We start from the raw sequence: 19,366 nt of genomic DNA, 5'->3' as shown, positions 1-19,366 counted from the left end.
CGTTAGTGATACTTGCAGTAATGTCTATTATTTGCTCCAGAACGCTTTTTGCCTTATTCAATGACCCTGAAGGCCCTAATCTTTTAATTGTTACCGTATTAACACTGGTTGTATACGGTTTATCTTTGGCGGCATACCTATTCGTCCCATTTGCCTTAAATGGTATTAAGCGGCTTTCGGCTGTGATTTGTATGCAAATACTGTTAGTTGCAGCCCTCTATTTTTTCATGAAGTAGTTTTAGCATTTACTTGAATAATGAAAGAAGGATTATCCTGTCTCATATATTTTGGGCTATTTGTTTAACCAGTATTTTTAAACAAAGCATTATCATAACCTGCCATGCAATCCTTTAACGCAGAAATAGAGATCATAAGAATCAACCCCTATGTTACCCTGCCTGACGTGGTATTGGCGCAACTTTTTGCCGACGCACAAAAAGATAAAAGCCCCATCCCGGTTAAAGGATCCATTAACGACAAACCGTTTTTACAGCGGTTAGTGAAAATGAAAGGCATCTGGCGGTTGTACATTAATCATCCATGCTTAAAAACTCGCCTAAACGGGTAGGTGAAACTATCGCAGTCAAAATAGAATTTGATCCCAATGAACGTGTGATAGCCCATCACCCTAAATTAATCAAAGCATTAAGCCTGAACAAAGATGCCAAAGCCATTTTTGATAATTTACGGCCATCATTACAGTTGGAGATAGTGAGGTATATCGCCCGGCTAAAATCAGAAGAAAGTGTGGACAGGAACATTGCGCGGGCAATTGATTTCCTCCTGGGAAAAGGCCGGTTTATAGGGCGCGACAAGCCTTAATTTAAAAAACAGACAGTTAAGGATAGTTAGCCAATTGATATTACCTTTATTTGGTTAAGCCCAAAAATCTGCTAACCCAGTTATAAATGAAGAAAATATTTGCCGGCATTATCTTGTTGCTGCTTGTTTCAACTATTGCATGGTCTAAACCGCCTGTAAAGATCGCGCAGCTTAAATGCGACTATTTGACCAACCCATTAACGATAGACAACCCGCACCCCGCATTAAACTGGCAAATGATGTCTGCAGATATAGGTAAAAGTCAAAAGGCTTACCGGGTAATTGTGGCCAGCAGTCTGTCTTTACTCGCCCAAAATAATGGTGATTATTGGGATAGTGGTGTGGTTCATTCTACTAATTCAACCCAGATTATTTACCGGGGAAAACCGTTAGGTTCAAAAACAAAAGTTTACTGGAAAGTAATGATTTGGGATGAGAACAATCAGCCCTCGGCCTGGAGCCAGCCTGCTTCATGGGCAACAGGTCTATTGAAACCAACCGACTGGACCGCAAAATGGATAGGCGCTTTTAAAGACCTGTATCCTGACTCGGCGATCACCTACCCTTCCCCTTTTTTCCGTAAGGAATTTACGGCTACTAAAAAAATAAAACAGGCAACAGTTTATATAAGCGGGCTGGGCTTTTATGAACTGTATTTAAACGGCCAAAAAATAGGCGATCAGGTGCTGGCGCCTGCCGTTACCAATTATGATCAGCGGACGCTTAAAAAGCTGTTATACCCTTATGATGACCAATCAACTCAACGGGTGCTTTACAATACTTTTGACGTGACCAACAACATCAGCCAAAGCAATAATGCCATAGGGATCTTACTGGGCAATGGCTGGTACAACCAGCGCGACAGGACCGTGGAGGGCCACATGTGGTACGACCTGCCCAAGCTGATCTTCCAGTTAGAAATAACTTATACTGATGGAACGACCAAAGTTATAGCGTCTGATAATAGCTGGAAAACAATCACCGGTTCGCTATTAAAAGACGGTATTTTTACCGGCGAAAACTACGACGCTCGGCTAAGCTTAGGCGAATGGAACAAAATCAATTATGATGACGCCAAATGGCAAACGGCAATTTTTGTGAAGCCACCCACTGGCGCGTTGCATCCGCAAGCTGCACCGTTTGATAAGGTAACCCGTGTTTTAAAACCGGTCTTAACAAGCACAGAAAATGCCGTTTACCACTATCAGTTAGATGAAACCGTAGCAGGCTGGGCCTCCATAACGGTTAAAGGCAAAGCCGGCGACAAGATAAAGATCAGGTATATCAGCGAAGAAGGCGAAGATTATGGGCAAGTAGATACCTATACCTTAAAAGGCGATGGCACAGAAACATGGGAGCCACGCTTTACCTGGCACGCTTTCAGGCGGATTGAAGTGACATCGCCGGGTGTACAGCTTGACGGCGAGAGAATCTGGGTTAAAGAAGTGCATACGGATGTGATCCCGAACGGAAGTTTTGAATGCTCGAACCCGTTTCTAAATAAAATATACACCGCCTATTTAAAAACGCAGAAAGCAAACCTGCACGGCAGCCTGAGTAGCGACTGCCCTCACCGCGAAAGGCTGGGTTATACCGGCGATGGGCAGGTGGGGATGGAAAGCGCCTTATTATCTTTCAACATGCCGCAGTTTTACAGCAAATGGATCAATGACATAGACGATGCCCGGAATAAAAAGACCGGCTTTGTTACCCATACCGCGCCATTTGCCGGCGGTGGCGGTGGCCCAGCCTGGGGGTCGGCATATGTGATCATGCCGTGGCTTTATTTTACTTATTACGGCGATACTACATTGTTAAAACATCACTATGCGGGGATGAAACAATGGGTGGAATACCTGCAAACCAGAACCGATAAAAACGGCTTGATATCGCACGAAGAACCAAACGGCTGGTGCCTGGGCGATTGGTGTACACCCGACAATATCCAGATCCCCGAGCCGCTGGTTAATACCGCTTACTTTTATCACGTTGCAGACCTGATGGCTAAAATTGCCGGAATATTAGGTAAAAACGAGGACCAAACTAAATTTGCCATCCTTGCCGGGCAGATACAAGTCAATTTTAACAAGGCCTATTTCAACGCTTCAACCAATACCTACTGGCAGGGAAGGCAGGGATCAGACGTATTTGCGCTGGCTTTTGGGCTGGTACCGAAAGAAAAATACCGCTTTGTTTTTAACGCTTTGCTTGATCATCTAAACAAGATCAATTATCATTTTGATACCGGCATATTGGGTACCCCGCTGTTGCTGAAAGTACTTTCGCAAAACGGCAGGGACGATATCGCTTACAAGATCATGGATCAAAAAGACAGCCCGGGATTTGGTTATTTGCTGGACAGCAAAAACAGCACCCTATGGGAAGAATGGAAAGGCGGTGGCTCGCATTCGCACCCCATGTTTGGCAGTGTAATAACCTGGTTTTATTCGGCCATTGGCGGCATCAGGCCTGACCCGGCAAACACTGGCTGGAAACATTTCACGATCGAACCAAAACCGGTAGCCGACCTCACGTACTGCAAATCATCCTATAACAGCCTGTTCGGGAAGATCCGTTCAGAATGGAAAAAAGATGATAAAGGAGGTTTGGATGTATTGGTTGAAGTGCCCGCAAACTCATCAGCTACATTTACTTTGCCTGGGGAATATAAATCTGCAAAGGGTGTTGACGGGAAGAATATACTTGTTAAAAAACTGAATGGTGAATATGTGGTTGAATTTAAGTCTGGAGTGTATCAGTTTAGAGTAAGGTAAGGCACGAGTAGCTTATACCCAATTGGTCTAATTGACATATTTTCGCCACTTAAAAAAATGGGAAATAGACATTTTAACAAAACATTAATTTTAGAGGACAATTAAAGTTGGTATAACAAATTCCCATTTCTATCAAAAACTACAAAGCATTCTTTACGCATAGTATTAGTTGCGGGCAAAAGACTGTTTTTTAGTCCGGCTACATCTTTTTTAAAATATACAATTAAAACCAATTTACCATCAGGCAATAATATCCATTGCGATTCTTCATGGTTCAATCGCTCAACCGAAAAGCGAGTAATATTTTTCATGGAAATACCAGGATTGGCTTTAACAAATTGGTCAAATTTAGTTTTGCGTATGGCGTAAACCACTTCATCGATCTTTCTTGATACCATCCGAAAATTATTTGGGTTGCCGGAAATTGTTTATAATAATCAAATACAAAATTGCTTTGTTTAAAATACCGCTTCAGGCTATCTGTAAATAATATTAATTTTTTTAAAAACCTGGTGCTGTCAAAATTTTCCCACACCTTTATCACAGCTTTTTCAGGCAGAACGTTAGGCTGCAATATCCCCTCAACTTGTCTACCGTTATCGGTAGTGTAATCACGCAGATCTTTTATCTTAAAATTAGCTTTTAGTTTATTATAGAATACAGGATCGAGTTTTTGCCAATTATCCCTGATAATGGCATTATCGGCAAAAGTTCTATAGCAATAATCCCAGATCTGACTGAGCAGATAACCACCTTCCAGGCGATTTTTATTTGATTGCTTGTAACTACCCATCACTGCCACAAAAAACTTGTTAATATTTAGATCATAGCTTTCTATTTTATTTATCCGCCATGGTAACATATAGCCTGGTTGTCTATTGGTTTCAATTTTAACTGTGTCGTTATTTTTGAGGATGATATGAATGCTGTAATAGGGATAATCGTCGGTCCACCAGTCATGTTGCAAAGAATCTATTGCTTCTTTTATATGTTCAGGCTTTAATTCCTCTGTCAATACAATTTGGATCTGTTTTGCAGAAAGGTTGTTTTTTGCTTTGTCAGCAAATTTGCTGGTATCGGCATAATGACTAATAGTTTGTGGAGTGATATTTAATGCCGCTGATGAAAATTTAGGCTCAACTACTGCTATACTTTTTAAAAAATCTACGATAGTTTGCTCATCAATTTTCTTGACAAATTTTTGTTGCACAGAGTTTTCGCGTTCATAATAAGCCTTTTCGCCAGGCGAGGCATACGCTGCATTATAGCGCTGTTTGGTTTGATTGCACAACCATTGATTGTTGACAGGAGCCAATTCAAATTTTGTTTCACGGCCAAAACCTAAGGCACTTTCGGCGTCTACAAAATCTTTTTTTTTAATATCGCTAATATTGACTTTTATTTGGGCCATTGATATTTGACCAATCAATAGTAAAAGCGTCAAAACAAATACAAGGCGAAGCATTATACCAGCTTCGTCTATTCTTTGCTCAAAATTATATTTTATTAGGCGGTAGTACATTAAGGCATTTAGGTTTAGGTATCACTAATATAAGATATAACTTATACCTGTCAAACTAATATCCCAAAAACATCCTTCAAAGCCCTCTTAGCAGCGTTATAACCACACATACCATGTACGCCACCACCGGGAGGTGTTGATGAGGAACAGATATACAAACCTTTAGCCGATGTTTTATATGGCGACCAGCGCAGGGCGGGCCGCGTAAATAGCTGGGCAAGGTCAATAATGCCGCCGTTAATATCGCCGCCTATGTAGTTGGGGTTATAGGTTTCAACCTGAGCGGTGTTCATGGTGTTTTTTGCCAGGATCAGGTCCTTAAAACCCGGGGCAACACGTTCTACCTGGTTTTCAATAATGGCGGTCATGTCATGGGTTGAGTCGTTGGGTACGTGGCAATAGGCCCATGCGGTCTGTTTGCCTTGTGGCGCTCTTGAACTGTCGAATAAGCTTTGCTGCGCCAATAGCACAAATGGCGTTTCGGCTATCTTTCCTTTACTTGAAAGTATCTCGCCTTCGGCTATTTCTTCAAATGTATTCCCCAGATGTATGGTGCCTGCTTTGCGGCATTCGGCAGCGGTAAATGGTATCGGGCCGTCTAAAGCCCAGTCAACCTTAAATACCCCCATACCATAACGGTAACGCTCTAATTGCCACTTGTAAATGACAGAGAATTTATGCCCGGCTATTTGTAGCAATTGCTTGGGTGTAATATCAAATAATATGGCGTGTGCCGATGGTAATTGATCTAATGAGGTGATGTATAATCCGGTCTGAATAGTGCCGCCCAGCGACGTAAAATAGCTGCTTAAAGCTTTGGCTATGGATGATGACCCGCCTTTGGGAATGGGCCAACCTTTCATATGCCCCGTAGCCAGCAGCACCAAACCGATCGCGGCTGTGCTCAAATTGCTTAACGGCTGTATGGAATGTGCCGCCATCCCGGCAAATAAGCCACGGGCCTGTTTGGTTTTAAACCGGTTAACAAAGCTGCCTGCACTGGTTAATGCCTTAAGCCCAAAACCCGCCAAAGCTAAAGGATGTTTGGGGAAATGCAGCGGGCCTAAAATATCCTCGTCTATTAACGGCCAGGCAGCGGTTACTGACTGCATAATTTTAGTGTATTCCCGTTCATCAGCGCCCAAATGCAGTGCAGTTGTTTGGATAGAATGATCAAGGATGGCGGCAGTACCATCGTCAAAAGGGTGCGCGGCAGCCAGCCCGGGGAAGATGTATTCCAACCCATGATCAGCTAAGGGTAATGTCCTGAAAAATGGCGAAGCAAGGGCCATAGGGTGAATGGCCGAGCAAACGTCATGCTTAAAACTGGGTAGCGTTAATTCGGCAGTGGTTAACCCGCCGCCAATAACATCTTTACCCTCTATTACCAAAACGGATAAGCCCTGTTGTTGCAGCAAAATAGCCGCGGCAAGGCCATTAGGCCCCGAGCCAACTATAACAGCGTCATAATCACGTTTTTCAAGATTCATTTGCAAGTTAACCTGTCAGGTTTCTATTCGGTTCTCTCCTTTACAAATAACGTTATTATTGCCAACAAATAATTAAGTCCCCTATCGTCAATAATAAATATAAAATATTGATTAAAATTGTAGCTTAGTCGTCCTATGAAACCTATTTCCTGTTTGTTGTTAGCATTACTATTGTCCGGCTGCGTAGGCCATTATGATCCATACGCTATAAGGTTGCCTTATAAACAACCCAAGTTAAAAGATGTTACAGGCGTTTATCATTTTGAAACACAAACCGTAAATGATAAACTGAAAAGAGGGATATTTAAAGACGCGTCCATCACATTAAACGCAGATAGCTCATTTACAGCCACCAATGTTCCGGATTTTGCGGGAGACGCGGAGTTTAAATACAATGGTGTAGTTTCGGCTACCGGTAAATGGCATATGCAAAAACTTACCGGGGTTACTAACAGTATCGACAGTAAACCTGTATGGGGAATAACATTAACCAACCTGCCGGCCGGTTTACATACAATGGCCTTCGGCATGCATAAAGCCCCGTACCAACTATTGGTTTTTTATGGCGATCAGTATAAAGATAAAATAATGCTGTTTGACAGTAAGTAGATATTACTGTCAAACAGCAACACATCAATAGCTTAATTTTTAATATACTCGTTGATATCCTTACCCATCGTTGGCAGATCGGCCTTTAAATACCATATACCATTTTTGATCCATCCCCTGCTGTAATCCTCTGCCGGGAATACTTTGGTTTCAGGCCATTTATGATGCGGATCAAGCAATACGTAACCTGCGGTTTCCATAGCCGCGTGATAATCAATATTAGTATTGAACAATAAGAACATACTTTTTAAAGTACCCATGCTCACCTTATCACTCGACATTTTTTTTATGATCATGTTAAAAACAGTACGTTGCCTTTCTGTACGTTTTCTGTCGCCACCGGCAGTATGCCTGATCCGGGTATAAGCTAATACCTGGTCGCCATTTAGTTTTACGTTCCCGGTATCCGTTAATTCAACATATTTGTTGTTATTATACATTACCTGTTCCTTAACGTAATTATTTATCTGCTGGCGTTCTTCATCTGTAACGGTCATATCCAAACCGCCAAGCATATCCACAGCTTTTGCCGCGTTAATAAAATCTACAACTATATAACTGCTTATTTTGGTCTTAAAATTATTGTTAATAGTGCTGATCAATAACTTAGCTCCGCCATACCTGTATGAGGCATTTATTTTGTCCATGCCATGACCCGGAATATTAACATAAGTATCTCTCATGATCGAAGCCATTTTAAGGTTTTCTTTATGCACCGTCATGATCATGATCATATCAGCATTACCTGCCAGTTCTTTACTTCGGCTGTCAATCCCAATGAATAAATAGTTCTGCGCGTTTGACGATAATGCTGCAAATAATAGCAATAAAGTGAGTATTCTTTTCATAATGGTTAAAACTAACAATAAAAGTTAATTGATCTAAACAAGTTTTTAATTTATCCTGACGGAGTGTATAAATACGAAACGGCGTTAGTAAAGGTTTTGTCTAATTGTCGGGATAGTTAAAATTGGGGTGATCCACTTTTGGTGATCCACTCCATGAAAACAGGCAAAAAATAGTCATTTTTGAGAAATTTGATTATCAGCATCTTAACAAAGTATTATACTCAATTATGCTGACTTTTAATGGTGATCCAAAGTGATCCACCCATTTTACCAAAATACTTATTTACAACATGTTACCAAAAAAGATGATCCAAGTGATCCATATTTTTAAGTGGATCACCTATTGTTTTAAACAAAAAAATCCCGCCATTGCTGCCGGGACTTTAACTTCTAAATCCTTACGGATTATATATAACGATTAATCAGGTTCTCGATGTATTCCTGTCTGCCGCTGGCCGCTTTAGGCTCACCATTCTCAATAGCGTAAGCTCTCAGGTCCTCTAATGATAGCTTGCCTTCTTCAAACTCTTTACCTTTACCGCTATCGTACGACGCGTAACGGTCAGAACGCAGTTTCTTGTATTCTGATTTTTGCAGGATGTTGTCGGCAGTGATCAGCGCCCTTGCAAAAATGTCCATACCACCTACGTGTGCATAGAACAGGTCGGTCTGGTCGGTTGAGTTACGACGGATCTTGGCATCAAAGTTAATACCGCCGCCCTGTAAACCACCTGCCTGCAGGATGATCATCATAGCTTCAGTGATCTCATTGATATCATTCGGGAATTGGTCTGTATCCCAACCGTTTTGGGTATCGCCACGGTTAGCGTCGATAGAGCCTAACAGGCCGCTGTCGGCGGCAACCTGTAGTTCATGCTGGAAAGTATGGCCCGCCAATGTAGCGTGGTTAACTTCAATGTTCAATTTAAAGTCGTCAAGCAAGCCATATTTCTGCAAAAAGCCAAATACGGTAGCCGAATCATAATCATACTGGTGCTTGGTAGGTTCGCAAGGTTTTGGCTCTATAAAGAAAGTACCTTTAAAGCCTTGTTTGCGTGCATAGTCTTTAGCTGAGTGTAAGAACTTAGCAAGGTGTTCCTGCTCGCGTTTCATATCAGTGTTTAACAGCGACATATAACCTTCGCGACCACCCCAAAAAACGTAGTTCTCGCCACCCAAAGCAATGGTAGCATCAATAGCAGCTTTAACCTGCGCCGCGCCGTGCGTTAACACATGAAAATCAGGGTTGGTAGCAGCGCCGTTCATATACCTGCGGTTTGAGAACATGTTGGCGGTTCCCCAAAGCAACTTTACTCCGCTTTCTGCTTGTTTTTGTTTGGCATATTCAACCAACGCCTGTAAACGGCGGTCATTTTCGTTAATGTCATTGCCATAGTCAACCACATCCACATCATGGAAGCAGTAGTAAGGCAGGTTCATTTTGGTTAAAAACTCAAATGCCGCGTCCATTTTATCCTTGGCACGCTCAACCGGGTCTGACTTTTTGTTCCACTCGAAGATATGGGTAGGCTCACCAAACGGATCGGCACCATTACCTACAAACGAGTGCCAGTAAGCACCTGCGAAACGCAGGTGGTCTTTCATGGTTTTGCCGGCTACAACCTTATCAGCGTCATACCAGCGGAAAGCTAAGGGATTATCAGACTCAAGGCCCTCATATTTTATTTGGCCTATACCTTTAAAAAATTCTGTTTCGCCTGTTACTATTTTTGCCATTACATTTTGTTTTATAGATTTTGTGGTTCTTAATTTGTGATAGATAGTTGTTTAACCAACAGCCCTTTCCATTCCTGGTAAACGGGTTCAAAAGCTGTTGATGTTGGTTCGATCAGTTGCAGTGGGTGCATTTGCTTAAAGGCTTCGGCAGGCGATGTAAATATGCCCGCGCCTATCCCCGCGCCCAATGCCGCCCCAACGCTGCCATCGTTATGGTATAACTCGACAGGGATGCCGGTAGCGTTTACAAAGGTTTGCGCGAAAAGGTCGCTTAAAAACAAATTGGCCTTGCCTGCACGGATCACGGTTGGGTTCATGCCGTTCTCGCGCATTATGTCCACACCGTAACGAAAGGCAGATGCTATCCCCTCCTGCACGGCCCTGAATATATGTGCCTGCGTATGCAGGTTCAAATCAATGTTATGAAAATGCACGCCTACCAGTTGGTTGTTCAGCATCCGTTCTGCACCGTTGCCAAATGGCAATATGCGCAGACCGTCGCTGCCCAAAGGTACTTTTGTGGCCTCCTGGTTCATCTGGTTATAGCTCACCGCCGAACCAAAAAGGTTCTTTGTCCAGCGGTACAGGCTACCGGTGCCATTAATGCACAGTAGCACGCCCAGGCTCTTTTGTTGTTCGGTATAATTAACGTGCGCAAAGGTATTCACACGCGATTGCGGATCGTATGTCAGCTCATCACTCACGCCATAGATCACCCCCGATGTTCCGGCAGTGGCTGCAACTTCGCCGGGGTTAAATACATTCAAAGATAAAGCGTTATTGGGCTGATCGCCTGCCTTATAGGCTATCGAGATACCGGCTTTTAAACCTAACTCCGCAGCGACTGAAGCTAAAACTCCGCCATGGTTTGAAAACACAGGTTGCACCGGCGGGAACAAGCTCTCACTAAACCCGTAGTGGTCAATTATTGCTTTGGATATGCTGTTGTTTATAAAATCAAAGAAAACACCTTCAGACAAGGCCGAGATCGACGTAGTGATCTCGCCGCTTAATTTCATGGCTATGTAATCGCCGGGAAGCATGATCTTATCTATTTGCTCATATATGGCAGGTTCATTCTTCTTTACCCATGCCAGTTTGCTTGCAGTGAAGTTACCGGGTGAATTTAGCAGGTGCGATAAACACTCTTCATGGCCTATGGTGTCAAAGGCCTGCTCGCCTATCTCAACCGCGCGGCTGTCGCACCAGATAATGCTATCGCGCAGCAGCTTCTGATCTTTGTCAACCAGCACCAATCCATGCATCTGGTAAGCTATGCCGATAGCGGCTATATCCTGCGGGTTATACTTCTTGCTGCTATTGCATAAAGCGATGGCCTGTTGGGCCTGCTGCCACCACATATCCGGCGATTGCTCTGCCCATCCGGGGTGCAATGAAGTAATTGGCGACTCCGTGTCGGGGTATTGTGCCGAGGCTACCGTTTTTTGGCTCGAAGCATCCACAACAGATACTTTTACCGACGATGTACCTATGTCAATTCCTAATAATAACATACTGTTTATCAGATGGTTGAATTAAAGTGTACTTTTTACAATTGGTTATTGATTGCAAGCGCAAATTAATTTTTTTAATAAGTAAAATCTATCGTTCGATATTATATTTTTCCAACACTTGTTTCTTTACCATTTTCTTGCTTAAAAATCGGCCCAAATGCCAATATTATTTAGTAAAATGCTATTATTCTTGTATGTTAGCGGGCCGGCTAAAAGCCTGTAGAATCCCCATTCGATCGAACCAAAAACAACCATTTAATTATGCAAAGACGGCATTTTCTTCAACTATCCTCAACATCTGCAGTTGCTTTATTATTAAGCAGGTTAACTTATGCTACATCGGCACAAACAACCGCCATGGGCCTGCCTGCCGAAGTTTGGGCGCAAAGCGGCGATGAATGGTTCAAACTTACAGGCACCAACGGCGCTAAGTTTAGTCATAAGGATATTGAAGTTGTTGTAAAAGCAAATGGTAACGCCAAAGGAATTTATGTAACATCGCCAACGCAGCAATTAAATGCTGTGCGGCTAAAATGGGCGCACAATATGCCTGCAAAGGCCATGTATCTGGGTGACCACTGGGAACGGTCATACGGCGACCTGCAATGGAAAACAAATACCACCGGTGTTAAAAACCCCTGGTATGTATTGATCAGTGATACAAAACAAACCGCCTGCTTTGGCGTGAAAACCGGCGCAAACACCATTTGCTGGTGGGGTTTAAGCGATAAAGGATTAGAGCTTACCTTAGATACGCATTCGGGTGGTAACGGCGTATTGCTGGGCAACCGTACTTTACACGCTGCCGATGTAATTACCATGCAAAGTAAACCGGGCGAAAGTCCATTCCAGGTGGACCACCGTTTTTGCGGCCTGATGTGCGAGAAACCACGCTTACCCAAACAACCCATTTATGGTATTAACGACTGGTATTTTGCTTACGGCAACAATAACTTCGACCTGATAAAGAATACCACCGCTACCATGAGCGAACTGGTAACCGATACCAATAACAAACCATTTTCTGTAATTGACGCGGGCTGGGCCACCTACTCGCCTTATTTGCCGGGCGATGGCGGCTGGAACGATGATTTTTCAAAGCCCAACGATAAATTCAAGGACATGCACCTGCTGGGCGACGAGATAAAGAAACTGGGCATGCGCTCCGGCTTGTGGATGCGCCCGCTTTGTGCGCGGCATGATGAAAAGGCCGGCTTACTGGCACCAAAGATCCCCGGCAGGGACGACCCGAAAAACCCGGTGCTTGACCCAACCATACCTGAAAACATTGAGCGCATTAAACACAATTTTGAAGTTTATAAGCAATGGGGCTATGAAATGGTAAAGCACGACTTTAGCACCTATGATATTACCGGCCGTTGGGGTTTTGATATGAAAGACAGCATTACCGCGCCGGGCTGGAACTTTAACGACCGCACTAAAACCACTGCCGAGATCATTCTTGACCTTTACCGCAATATCCGAGAAGCAGCAGGCGATGGCATTTATATTATTGGTTGCAACACCATGAGCCATTTAAGCGCGGGCATTTTTGAAATGTGCCGTATTGGCGATGATACCAGCGGTAACGAATGGGAACGCACCCGTAAAATGGGTATCAACACGCTGGCTTTTCGCCTGCCGCAACATAACCGCTTTTACGCGGTGGATGGCGATTGCGTGGGCCTAACCACTAAAATAGCCTGGGGCCGCAACAAACAATGGCTGGATCTGCTGGCCCAAAGCGGCGCGCCATTATTTATATCGGCACAACCTGAAGCTACCGGCGAGGCGCAAAAAGCAGCCATAAAAACGGCATTTGCCCAGGCGGCAAAAGTGCAGCCGCTGGCCGAGCCGTTAGACTGGATGGAAAATATCCAACCAAAAAAATGGCGAATGAATGGCAAAATAGTGGAGTTTGACTGGGCATAAGGTTTATTGTGGAGTACCGAGGGTCAATTATAAATGATAGGATTTTTATCTAACTTTAGTTAACTAATCTTTATCCCATGAAAACATCTGTGAACCTTTTAATATTTGGATTTGTGTTATTTGTTTGCGTTGTAATTTTATGCCCTGTTGTTATGGCGCAAAAACATATAAAAACAGCTCACTATAATTGGACATTGCCTGACATATCGCCTCAACCGGAATCAATTGATACTGCAGGGTTTAGGAAGTCGGAAATTGATACGATTGTTAAGGGTAATGATACCATTATCAGACATTTTTTAAAAAAAGAATCGGTTATAATTGAAGCTCATAAAAATAAAAGATTTGGAGGCTATAATTCGATAAGTAAAGGGATGTTTAGCCCAAATTCAAGTGCAGCATCCGCAAATCCAACAACGGAAGAGTTTTCTGGAAATGATTATTTAACAGATGCGAGTTTGACCTTTGGAATTTATAAATGGTATTATCCTAGCGGTAAAATAAAAGTTAAGGGAGGGAAAAGTAGCTTTAGATTTGATTTTGGTATATGGTATTATTATAATGAAGACGGCTCATTGCTGAAAACAATTGACCGTGATAAAGATTTTAGGTTTACCATCACGGATGTCTTAAACTATTGTGACAAAAATAATATCCCGTTAGAAAGAGACTACAGTAGCCGACCTACATATATTCAAAAGTTTTTAGAAAAGGACAAATATTGTTGGGCAATTACATTTCTTGATAGTGAGAAAACACACATAAACATTGTAGAACTTAGTGGTAATGATGGTACCCTGGTTAAAAAAGAACAACGACCTTACACATACTCAAGGAACTAATTTTTGACCATCCAAAATATCAACGTAAAATTAATATTTAGAGACGTCTTCAATTGTCGTTCTAACCCGCAAAGAAATATTACAACTACGGAGGAACTGCCTGTTTATAGCTATCATCAACAGTAAATATTAAGACTTCTATTATTAAGACTTCCATCGGAGCCTCGTGTTTTAAAAGCGACTTCCTTACTCCTATTTTAACCTTAACCCTTTTTCCTTTCTGCATTATGCTTACTTTTGGTTAATGTTAACGCTTACTACGCATACGCTTGAAAAACTGGAGATACTGCTTAAAACAGCAGGCTACAAGGTGCGTTATGAAAAAGGTAACTTTAAAACCGGGGCATGCATGCTGTTAAATAGCAAAATTATTGTAGTTAACCGTTTCTCAAATTTAGAGAGCAAGATCCTGTCGCTGGCCGAACTGATACGCGAGCTTGAGATAGACCATAACCTGCTTGATGATAAACAGATTACCTTTTTACAACAACTTAAACAAACCAAATTACAACTGTGACAGTCACCTTCCTTGGCACCGGAACCTCGCAGGGTGTACCTGTTATTGCGTGCAATTGCGCGGTTTGTAAATCTGTGGACAAACACGACAAAAGGTTACGATCTTCCATCCTTATCGAGGCCGATGATAAAACAGTTGTAATTGATACCGGGCCCGATTTCAGGTACCAGATGCTGCGTGCCGACGTACAGCATTTAGACGCCGTTGTTTATACCCATGAGCATAAAGACCATATTGCCGGCATGGACGATATCCGGGCTTTTAATTTTAAGCAACAGCAGCCCATGAATATCTACGCCGATTCGCGGGTTCAGGCAGCGCTGATGCGCGAGTTTCCTTATGTATTTGCCGAGTTCAAATATCCGGGCATACCACAGGTGAATATTCATCCTATAGATCTTGAACCATTTGATATCGGCAGCATCCATTTTATCCCAATCGAAGTATTGCATTATAAACTGCCGGTACTGGGTTATCGCATAAATGATTTTACTTATGTAACCGATGCGAAGACCATATCAGATACCGAAAAACAAAAAATACTGGGATCAAAGATCCTGGTGATCAACGCGCTGCAAAAAGAAAACCATATCTCGCACTTTACATTGGATGAGGCCATCGCGTTCGCGCGGGAGATTGGTGCAGAAACCACCTATTTTACCCACATCAGCCATCGCCTGGGCAAACATGCAGATGTAGCTGCCGAACTGCCGCCGGGCATTAAATTGGCTTACGATGGCCTGCAGTTAACTATTTAATTACCCGCTGCATTATTTGCCAATACTCCAATTGGGTGTAGGCTCTTAAACAACGTATTGTTAGCTTTGCCGTTCAGTTGTAAAATCCTGTGAAATGCATTATTTAATATTTATAAGTTTAGCAACCAAGCTATTTACCGAAGATGAACTCAATGACATTGTTATTCCAGGCAGAAAAAATAATGCTGCAAATAACGTGACTGGTCTGCTTTTATATTCAGATGGCATTTTCATGCAAATAATAGAAGGAAGCAAAACAGACGTTGCAGAAACCTTTAAAAGAATTGCAGCAGATACCCGCCACAAAAAAGTAGTAGTTATAGTTGAAGGTGAACATGATACCAGGACATTCCCGGGGCTGGACATGGCCTATTCATTAGCAAACAAAGATTTTGTAGAAAAAATGGAAGGTTATATGAATGATTCAAAAACAGGGCCTTCAAAGTTAAATGAAGAATATCCGGCTATAAACGTTCTAAAAATCTTTGCAGAAAACAACAATATCCTGGCTTAACATCAAAGCTCAATAAAGCTTACGTGATCAATACAACCCTTGTATTGCTTTTGATAGCCGTGGTTATGCAGGTCTATTTTACCTCGGATCTTAATTTTTTTGTCGTTGATCTTGGTAAAACCACCTTCGTCTAAGTCAAAAAAACCAATATGTGTGCCTGATAGATACAGCGGGCAGTCGGTGCTGAAATTTACCCAAAAAGCTTTTGCAGGTTGTATGATATAAAGGCTATCGCTAAACAAAGCAGATTGCTCTTTGCCAGATGTGTAACGGCCCGATACTTCCACATATTTCTGATCGTAGTATTTCAAGCTATCCATCAGGTGGGCGTAGTCAACGTGTATAAAAACAATATTTTGGTCGCAATTGCTGGTGTAAACTTTTTTATGGCTATTGCAGGCGCTTAACAATACTAGGGGTAACATCCATATTAAAAAAGAAAACCTGGTGTACCCTAATGCCATAAATAACCCCTGCAATTTTATATTAAACTGTGTTTGTTGCGAAAGGTTTAACGGCAATAGCAATATGGTGAAATTATACCTAAAACAGAAACATTTTTTATTAATTTTAGTACCTAACTCATTAATTATGCAAAGGCGAAATTTCATCAAAACCGGGTCGATAGCCGGTTTGGCTTTATCTGTCACTGCCGCGACATCATGCAACAAATTGCCGGCAGACAAAAATGAAAGTACCGAAAATGCAAAAGATGACTTTGCCTTAAACGAAGTAACTATTGATACGCTTCAACAGAAAATGAAAAGCGGCGAATATACATCGCAATCCATCACACAATTATATCTTGACCGAATAGCGGCAATTGATAAAGCAGGTCCTAAATTAAACGCGGTTATCGAGGTAAATAAAGATGCCATGAACATGGCCTTTGCCATGGATAAAGAGCGTAAAAACGGAAAGGTGCGTGGCCCTATGCATGGCATACCTGTTTTGATAAAAGACAACATTAATACCGGCGACAATATGCATACCACTGCCGGCTCATTAGCCCTGGCAGACAATTTCGCCAAGCAGGATGCATTCATTATACGCCAGCTACGCAAGGCAGGCGCGGTTATTTTGGGTAAGACCAATTTAAGCGAGTGGGCCAATTTCAGGTCGACACACTCAACGAGCGGATGGAGCAGTCGCGGCGGGCAAACCAAAGGGCCTTACATTTTAGACAGGAATCCCAGCGGGTCAAGCGCAGGGTCGGGCGCGGCGGCATCAGCTAATCTTTGTGCAGTCGCTATCGGAACGGAAACGGATGGGTCGGTGGTTTCGCCATCGTCGGTTAATGGTTTGGTGGGTATAAAGCCTACCATCGGTTTATTAAGCAGATCGGGCATTATACCAATTTCTGCTACACAGGATACCGCCGGGCCTATGGCACGCACGGTTAAAGACGCGGCAATATTATTAGGCGCCCTTACGGGTGTTGACGCGCAGGATACCTACACGCTGGCCGGTAAAGACAAGGCACAAAAAGATTACACACTATTTCTTGACAAAAACGGCTTAAAAGGCAAGCGCCTCGGTGTTGAAAAAGATGCTTTTAAAGGCAATGAAGAAATGCAGGCTCTGCTGAAAGCCGCTATTGAAACCTTAAAAAGCCAGGGTGCCGAAGTTATAGAAATAGAACTTTTAAAAGACCTGAAAGATGCCGGCAAGGCCGAGTTTACCGTGCTGCTTTATGAATTTAAAGACGGCCTGAATAAATACCTAAGTGACAGCAACGCCAAGGTAAAGTCATTACAGGATGTGATAGACTTTAACAGGAAGAATGCCGGTAAAGCAATGCCTTATTTTAAGCAGGAGATCATGGATCAGGCCCAGCAAAAAGGCAGCCTTTCCAGTAAAGAATATACGGACGCCTTGCAGCTATCGCATACAGGCACACGCGCCGCTATCAATAACATCCTGCAAAAAAACAAACTGGATGCCATTATAGGCCCAACCAATGGTTTTGCTATTTGCATTGACCTGGTTAACGGCGACTACGATAACGGTTTTTCATTCTCTTCGCCTGCGGCGATGGCAGGTTACCCGCACATTACGGTACCTATGGGTGCCTGGAACGAATTACCGATGGGCCTGTCGTTCTTCGGCACAGCTTTCAGCGAGCCTGAATTAATCAAACTGGCCTACGCTTATGAGCAGGCATCAAAAAAAAGAACCCCACCAAAGTTTAAGGTAGATTTATTGTCTTAAATTTGTTTTGCAATGGCAGCACCCATACCAAAAAAGATCCTTGCGCGTCAGCATGAAATAACTGCTGATTTTTTGAAGGAAATTGACAAGCACCTGGACGATCTGTTAAAGAACGATCTGCCTGATATGTTTGAGATACGGGATTTTGCCGAAATTTTACACATCCACCCTACCCATTTAAGCAACACCATTAAACTAACTACCGGCAAAGCACCCTGCTTTTTCTTTGAAGAAAAGATAATGGTTATTGCACGAGATATGCTGAAGGATAACGACCAGTCGATAGCGCAAATAGCGTTTAAACTTACTTTCGACCCGTCAAACTTTACCAAATTTTTTAAAAGGTTTGAGGGTGTAACACCCAAACAATACCGCGAGCATATGCTGATGCAGGCATACGCACATTAAAAATACTGAAACTGTCACCATTTTATCTGAACTGTTAACCATAATTTATGGGCTGATGGGCTGCAACTTTGTACCATCAATCATAAAGAAAAATGGAACAGAAAAATAAAATAGCATTGGTTACCGGCGGCAGCAGGGGCCTTGGCAAAAACGCGGCATATAAAATTGCCGCAAAAGGTTTTGATGTAATAATTACCTATCGCAGTAAAAAAGAAGAAGCAGAGGCCGTAGTTGCCGAAATTGAAGCAACCGGCGTTAAAGCGGCGGCACTGCAACTGGATACCGGCATCACCAAATCATTTGACGGATTTATAACGCAATTATCAGCTACGCTGAAAGATAAATTCGGCAAAGATCAATTTGACTTTTTGGTAAACAACGCCGGTATTGACGCGGCCTCACCATTCGCACAAACCACTGAGGAGGATTTTGATAACCTCTTTAATATCCACTTTAAAGGTGTTTACTTTTTAACTCAAAAAAGTCTACCACTTATTGCTGATGGCGGCCGTATCATCAATATCTCAACCGGGCTTACCCGATTTGCTACGCCGGGTTACGCGGCTTACGCATCAATGAAAGGCGCTATAGAAGTATTCACCAAATACCTGGCTAAAGAGCTTGGTGCAAGAAAGATTGCGGCAAATACGGTTGCGCCGGGTATCATAGAAACAGATTTCACCAAACGCGCTTTCGAGCAGCACCCGCAATTGCATGATTACATGAACAGCATTACCTCACTTGGCCGTGTAGGCGTGCCTGATGATATTGGCGGCGTAATAGCATTTTTATGTACCGAAGATGCCCGCTGGATCAACGCGCAACGTATCGAAGCATCAGGCGGTATGTTTTTGTAACCCCCACCAAA

Annotated in this window: 19 protein-coding genes; 12 read left to right on the top strand and 7 right to left on the bottom strand. The window is 42.7% G+C overall.

The genetic code is table 11. The features are described 5' to 3' along the window. Positions 1 to 340: 340 nt before the first annotated feature. From FO440_RS24925 to FO440_RS20105, 3 genes are all read left to right on the top strand, one after another. A complete protein-coding gene (locus tag FO440_RS24925) occupies positions 341 to 568 on the top strand; it encodes a DUF1905 domain-containing protein (protein WP_246104280.1) in 228 nt (75 codons plus the stop codon). Continuing rightward, positions 541 to 822 carry a YdeI/OmpD-associated family protein gene (locus FO440_RS24920; protein WP_246104279.1) on the top strand — a complete coding sequence of 94 codons (282 nt, stop codon included), beginning with the start codon at positions 541 to 543 and terminating at the stop codon, positions 820 to 822. Before FO440_RS24925 ends, FO440_RS24920 begins: the two co-directional genes overlap by 28 nt. Positions 823 to 908: 86 nt before the next feature. Then, positions 909 to 3,596 (top strand): family 78 glycoside hydrolase catalytic domain, encoded by a 2,688-nt coding sequence (locus FO440_RS20105; protein WP_144250092.1) that lies wholly within the window; start codon positions 909 to 911, stop codon positions 3,594 to 3,596. Between the two features lie 101 nt (positions 3,597 to 3,697). On the opposite strand, the gene FO440_RS20100 is transcribed toward FO440_RS20105, so the two are convergent. The 3 genes from FO440_RS20100 to FO440_RS20090 all read right to left on the bottom strand — a co-directional run bounded on the left by FO440_RS20100 (position 3,698) and on the right by FO440_RS20090 (position 6,608). Continuing rightward, the gene (locus FO440_RS20100; protein ID WP_144250091.1) at positions 3,698 to 3,907 is read right to left on the bottom strand and encodes a hypothetical protein; all 210 of its coding nucleotides are present in this window, start codon (positions 3,905 to 3,907) and stop codon (positions 3,698 to 3,700) included. Further along, on the bottom strand, positions 3,904 to 5,007 hold the full coding sequence (locus tag FO440_RS20095) for a hypothetical protein (RefSeq protein ID WP_186292729.1): 1,104 nt from the start codon (positions 5,005 to 5,007) through the stop codon (positions 3,904 to 3,906). Before FO440_RS20095 ends, FO440_RS20100 begins: the two co-directional genes overlap by 4 nt. 161 nt (positions 5,008 to 5,168) lie before the next feature. Next, positions 5,169 to 6,608 carry a phytoene desaturase family protein gene (locus tag FO440_RS20090; RefSeq protein WP_144250089.1) on the bottom strand — a complete coding sequence of 480 codons (1,440 nt, stop codon included), beginning with the start codon at positions 6,606 to 6,608 and terminating at the stop codon, positions 5,169 to 5,171. A 135-nt stretch (positions 6,609 to 6,743) separates the two neighbouring features. Between FO440_RS20090 and FO440_RS20085 the strand changes: the two genes are divergently transcribed. Next, positions 6,744 to 7,217, top strand: a complete 474-nt coding sequence (locus FO440_RS20085; protein ID WP_144250088.1) for a hypothetical protein — start codon at positions 6,744 to 6,746, stop codon at positions 7,215 to 7,217. Positions 7,218 to 7,249: 32 nt separating this feature from the next. Here FO440_RS20085 and FO440_RS20080 read toward each other — a convergent pair whose 3' ends face one another. From FO440_RS20080 to FO440_RS20070, 3 genes are all read right to left on the bottom strand, one after another. Continuing rightward, the gene (locus tag FO440_RS20080; RefSeq protein ID WP_144250087.1) at positions 7,250 to 8,065 is read right to left on the bottom strand and encodes an LCP family protein; all 816 of its coding nucleotides are present in this window, start codon (positions 8,063 to 8,065) and stop codon (positions 7,250 to 7,252) included. Between the two features lie 405 nt (positions 8,066 to 8,470). Then, entirely contained in the window at positions 8,471 to 9,802 is a 1,332-nt protein-coding gene (xylA, locus tag FO440_RS20075) for a xylose isomerase (RefSeq protein WP_144250086.1), read from the bottom strand. A 29-nt stretch (positions 9,803 to 9,831) separates the two neighbouring features. Further along, positions 9,832 to 11,316: a xylulokinase gene (locus tag FO440_RS20070; protein WP_144250085.1), complete on the bottom strand. Its 1,485-nt coding sequence runs from the start codon at positions 11,314 to 11,316 to the stop codon at positions 9,832 to 9,834. Positions 11,317 to 11,577: 261 nt separating this feature from the next. On the opposite strand from FO440_RS20070, the gene FO440_RS20065 reads away from it, so the two are divergent. The 5 genes from FO440_RS20065 to FO440_RS20045 all read left to right on the top strand — a co-directional run bounded on the left by FO440_RS20065 (position 11,578) and on the right by FO440_RS20045 (position 15,879). After that, positions 11,578 to 13,248, top strand: coding sequence for an alpha-amylase family protein (locus FO440_RS20065; protein WP_144250084.1), 1,671 nt, complete (start codon positions 11,578 to 11,580; stop codon positions 13,246 to 13,248). A gap of 77 nt (positions 13,249 to 13,325) precedes the next feature. Then, complete coding sequence (locus FO440_RS20060) at positions 13,326 to 14,090, top strand: toxin-antitoxin system YwqK family antitoxin (RefSeq protein ID WP_144250083.1); 765 nt, start codon at positions 13,326 to 13,328, stop codon at positions 14,088 to 14,090. A gap of 244 nt (positions 14,091 to 14,334) precedes the next feature. Next, positions 14,335 to 14,607, top strand: a complete 273-nt coding sequence (locus tag FO440_RS20055) for a hypothetical protein (protein ID WP_144250082.1) — start codon at positions 14,335 to 14,337, stop codon at positions 14,605 to 14,607. Then, on the top strand, positions 14,604 to 15,365 hold the full coding sequence (locus tag FO440_RS20050) for an MBL fold metallo-hydrolase (RefSeq protein ID WP_144250081.1): 762 nt from the start codon (positions 14,604 to 14,606) through the stop codon (positions 15,363 to 15,365). Before FO440_RS20055 ends, FO440_RS20050 begins: the two co-directional genes overlap by 4 nt. A gap of 94 nt (positions 15,366 to 15,459) precedes the next feature. Next, positions 15,460 to 15,879: a BLUF domain-containing protein gene (locus tag FO440_RS20045; protein ID WP_144250080.1), complete on the top strand. Its 420-nt coding sequence runs from the start codon at positions 15,460 to 15,462 to the stop codon at positions 15,877 to 15,879. A gap of 2 nt (positions 15,880 to 15,881) precedes the next feature. Here the strand turns inward: FO440_RS20045 and FO440_RS20040 are convergent, their stop codons facing one another. Continuing rightward, positions 15,882 to 16,304, bottom strand: a complete 423-nt coding sequence (locus FO440_RS20040) for a hypothetical protein (RefSeq protein WP_144250079.1) — start codon at positions 16,302 to 16,304, stop codon at positions 15,882 to 15,884. Between the two features lie 166 nt (positions 16,305 to 16,470). Here FO440_RS20040 and FO440_RS20035 point away from each other — a divergent pair, with 166 nt between their 5' ends. From FO440_RS20035 to FO440_RS20025, 3 genes are all read left to right on the top strand, one after another. Further along, complete coding sequence (locus tag FO440_RS20035; RefSeq protein WP_144250078.1) at positions 16,471 to 18,090, top strand: amidase; 1,620 nt, start codon at positions 16,471 to 16,473, stop codon at positions 18,088 to 18,090. A gap of 12 nt (positions 18,091 to 18,102) precedes the next feature. Then, the gene (locus FO440_RS20030; protein WP_144250077.1) at positions 18,103 to 18,498 is read left to right on the top strand and encodes a helix-turn-helix domain-containing protein; all 396 of its coding nucleotides are present in this window, start codon (positions 18,103 to 18,105) and stop codon (positions 18,496 to 18,498) included. Positions 18,499 to 18,590: 92 nt separating this feature from the next. Continuing rightward, positions 18,591 to 19,355, top strand: a complete 765-nt coding sequence (locus FO440_RS20025) for an SDR family oxidoreductase (protein WP_144250076.1) — start codon at positions 18,591 to 18,593, stop codon at positions 19,353 to 19,355. Positions 19,356 to 19,366 lie beyond the last annotated feature (11 nt).

Source organism: Mucilaginibacter corticis (genome assembly GCF_007558865.1).
GTDB lineage: Bacteria > Bacteroidota > Bacteroidia > Sphingobacteriales > Sphingobacteriaceae > Mucilaginibacter > Mucilaginibacter corticis.
The sequence above is the reverse complement of the archived record's forward strand: the minus strand, read 5'-3'. Positions and strand labels throughout refer to the sequence as shown.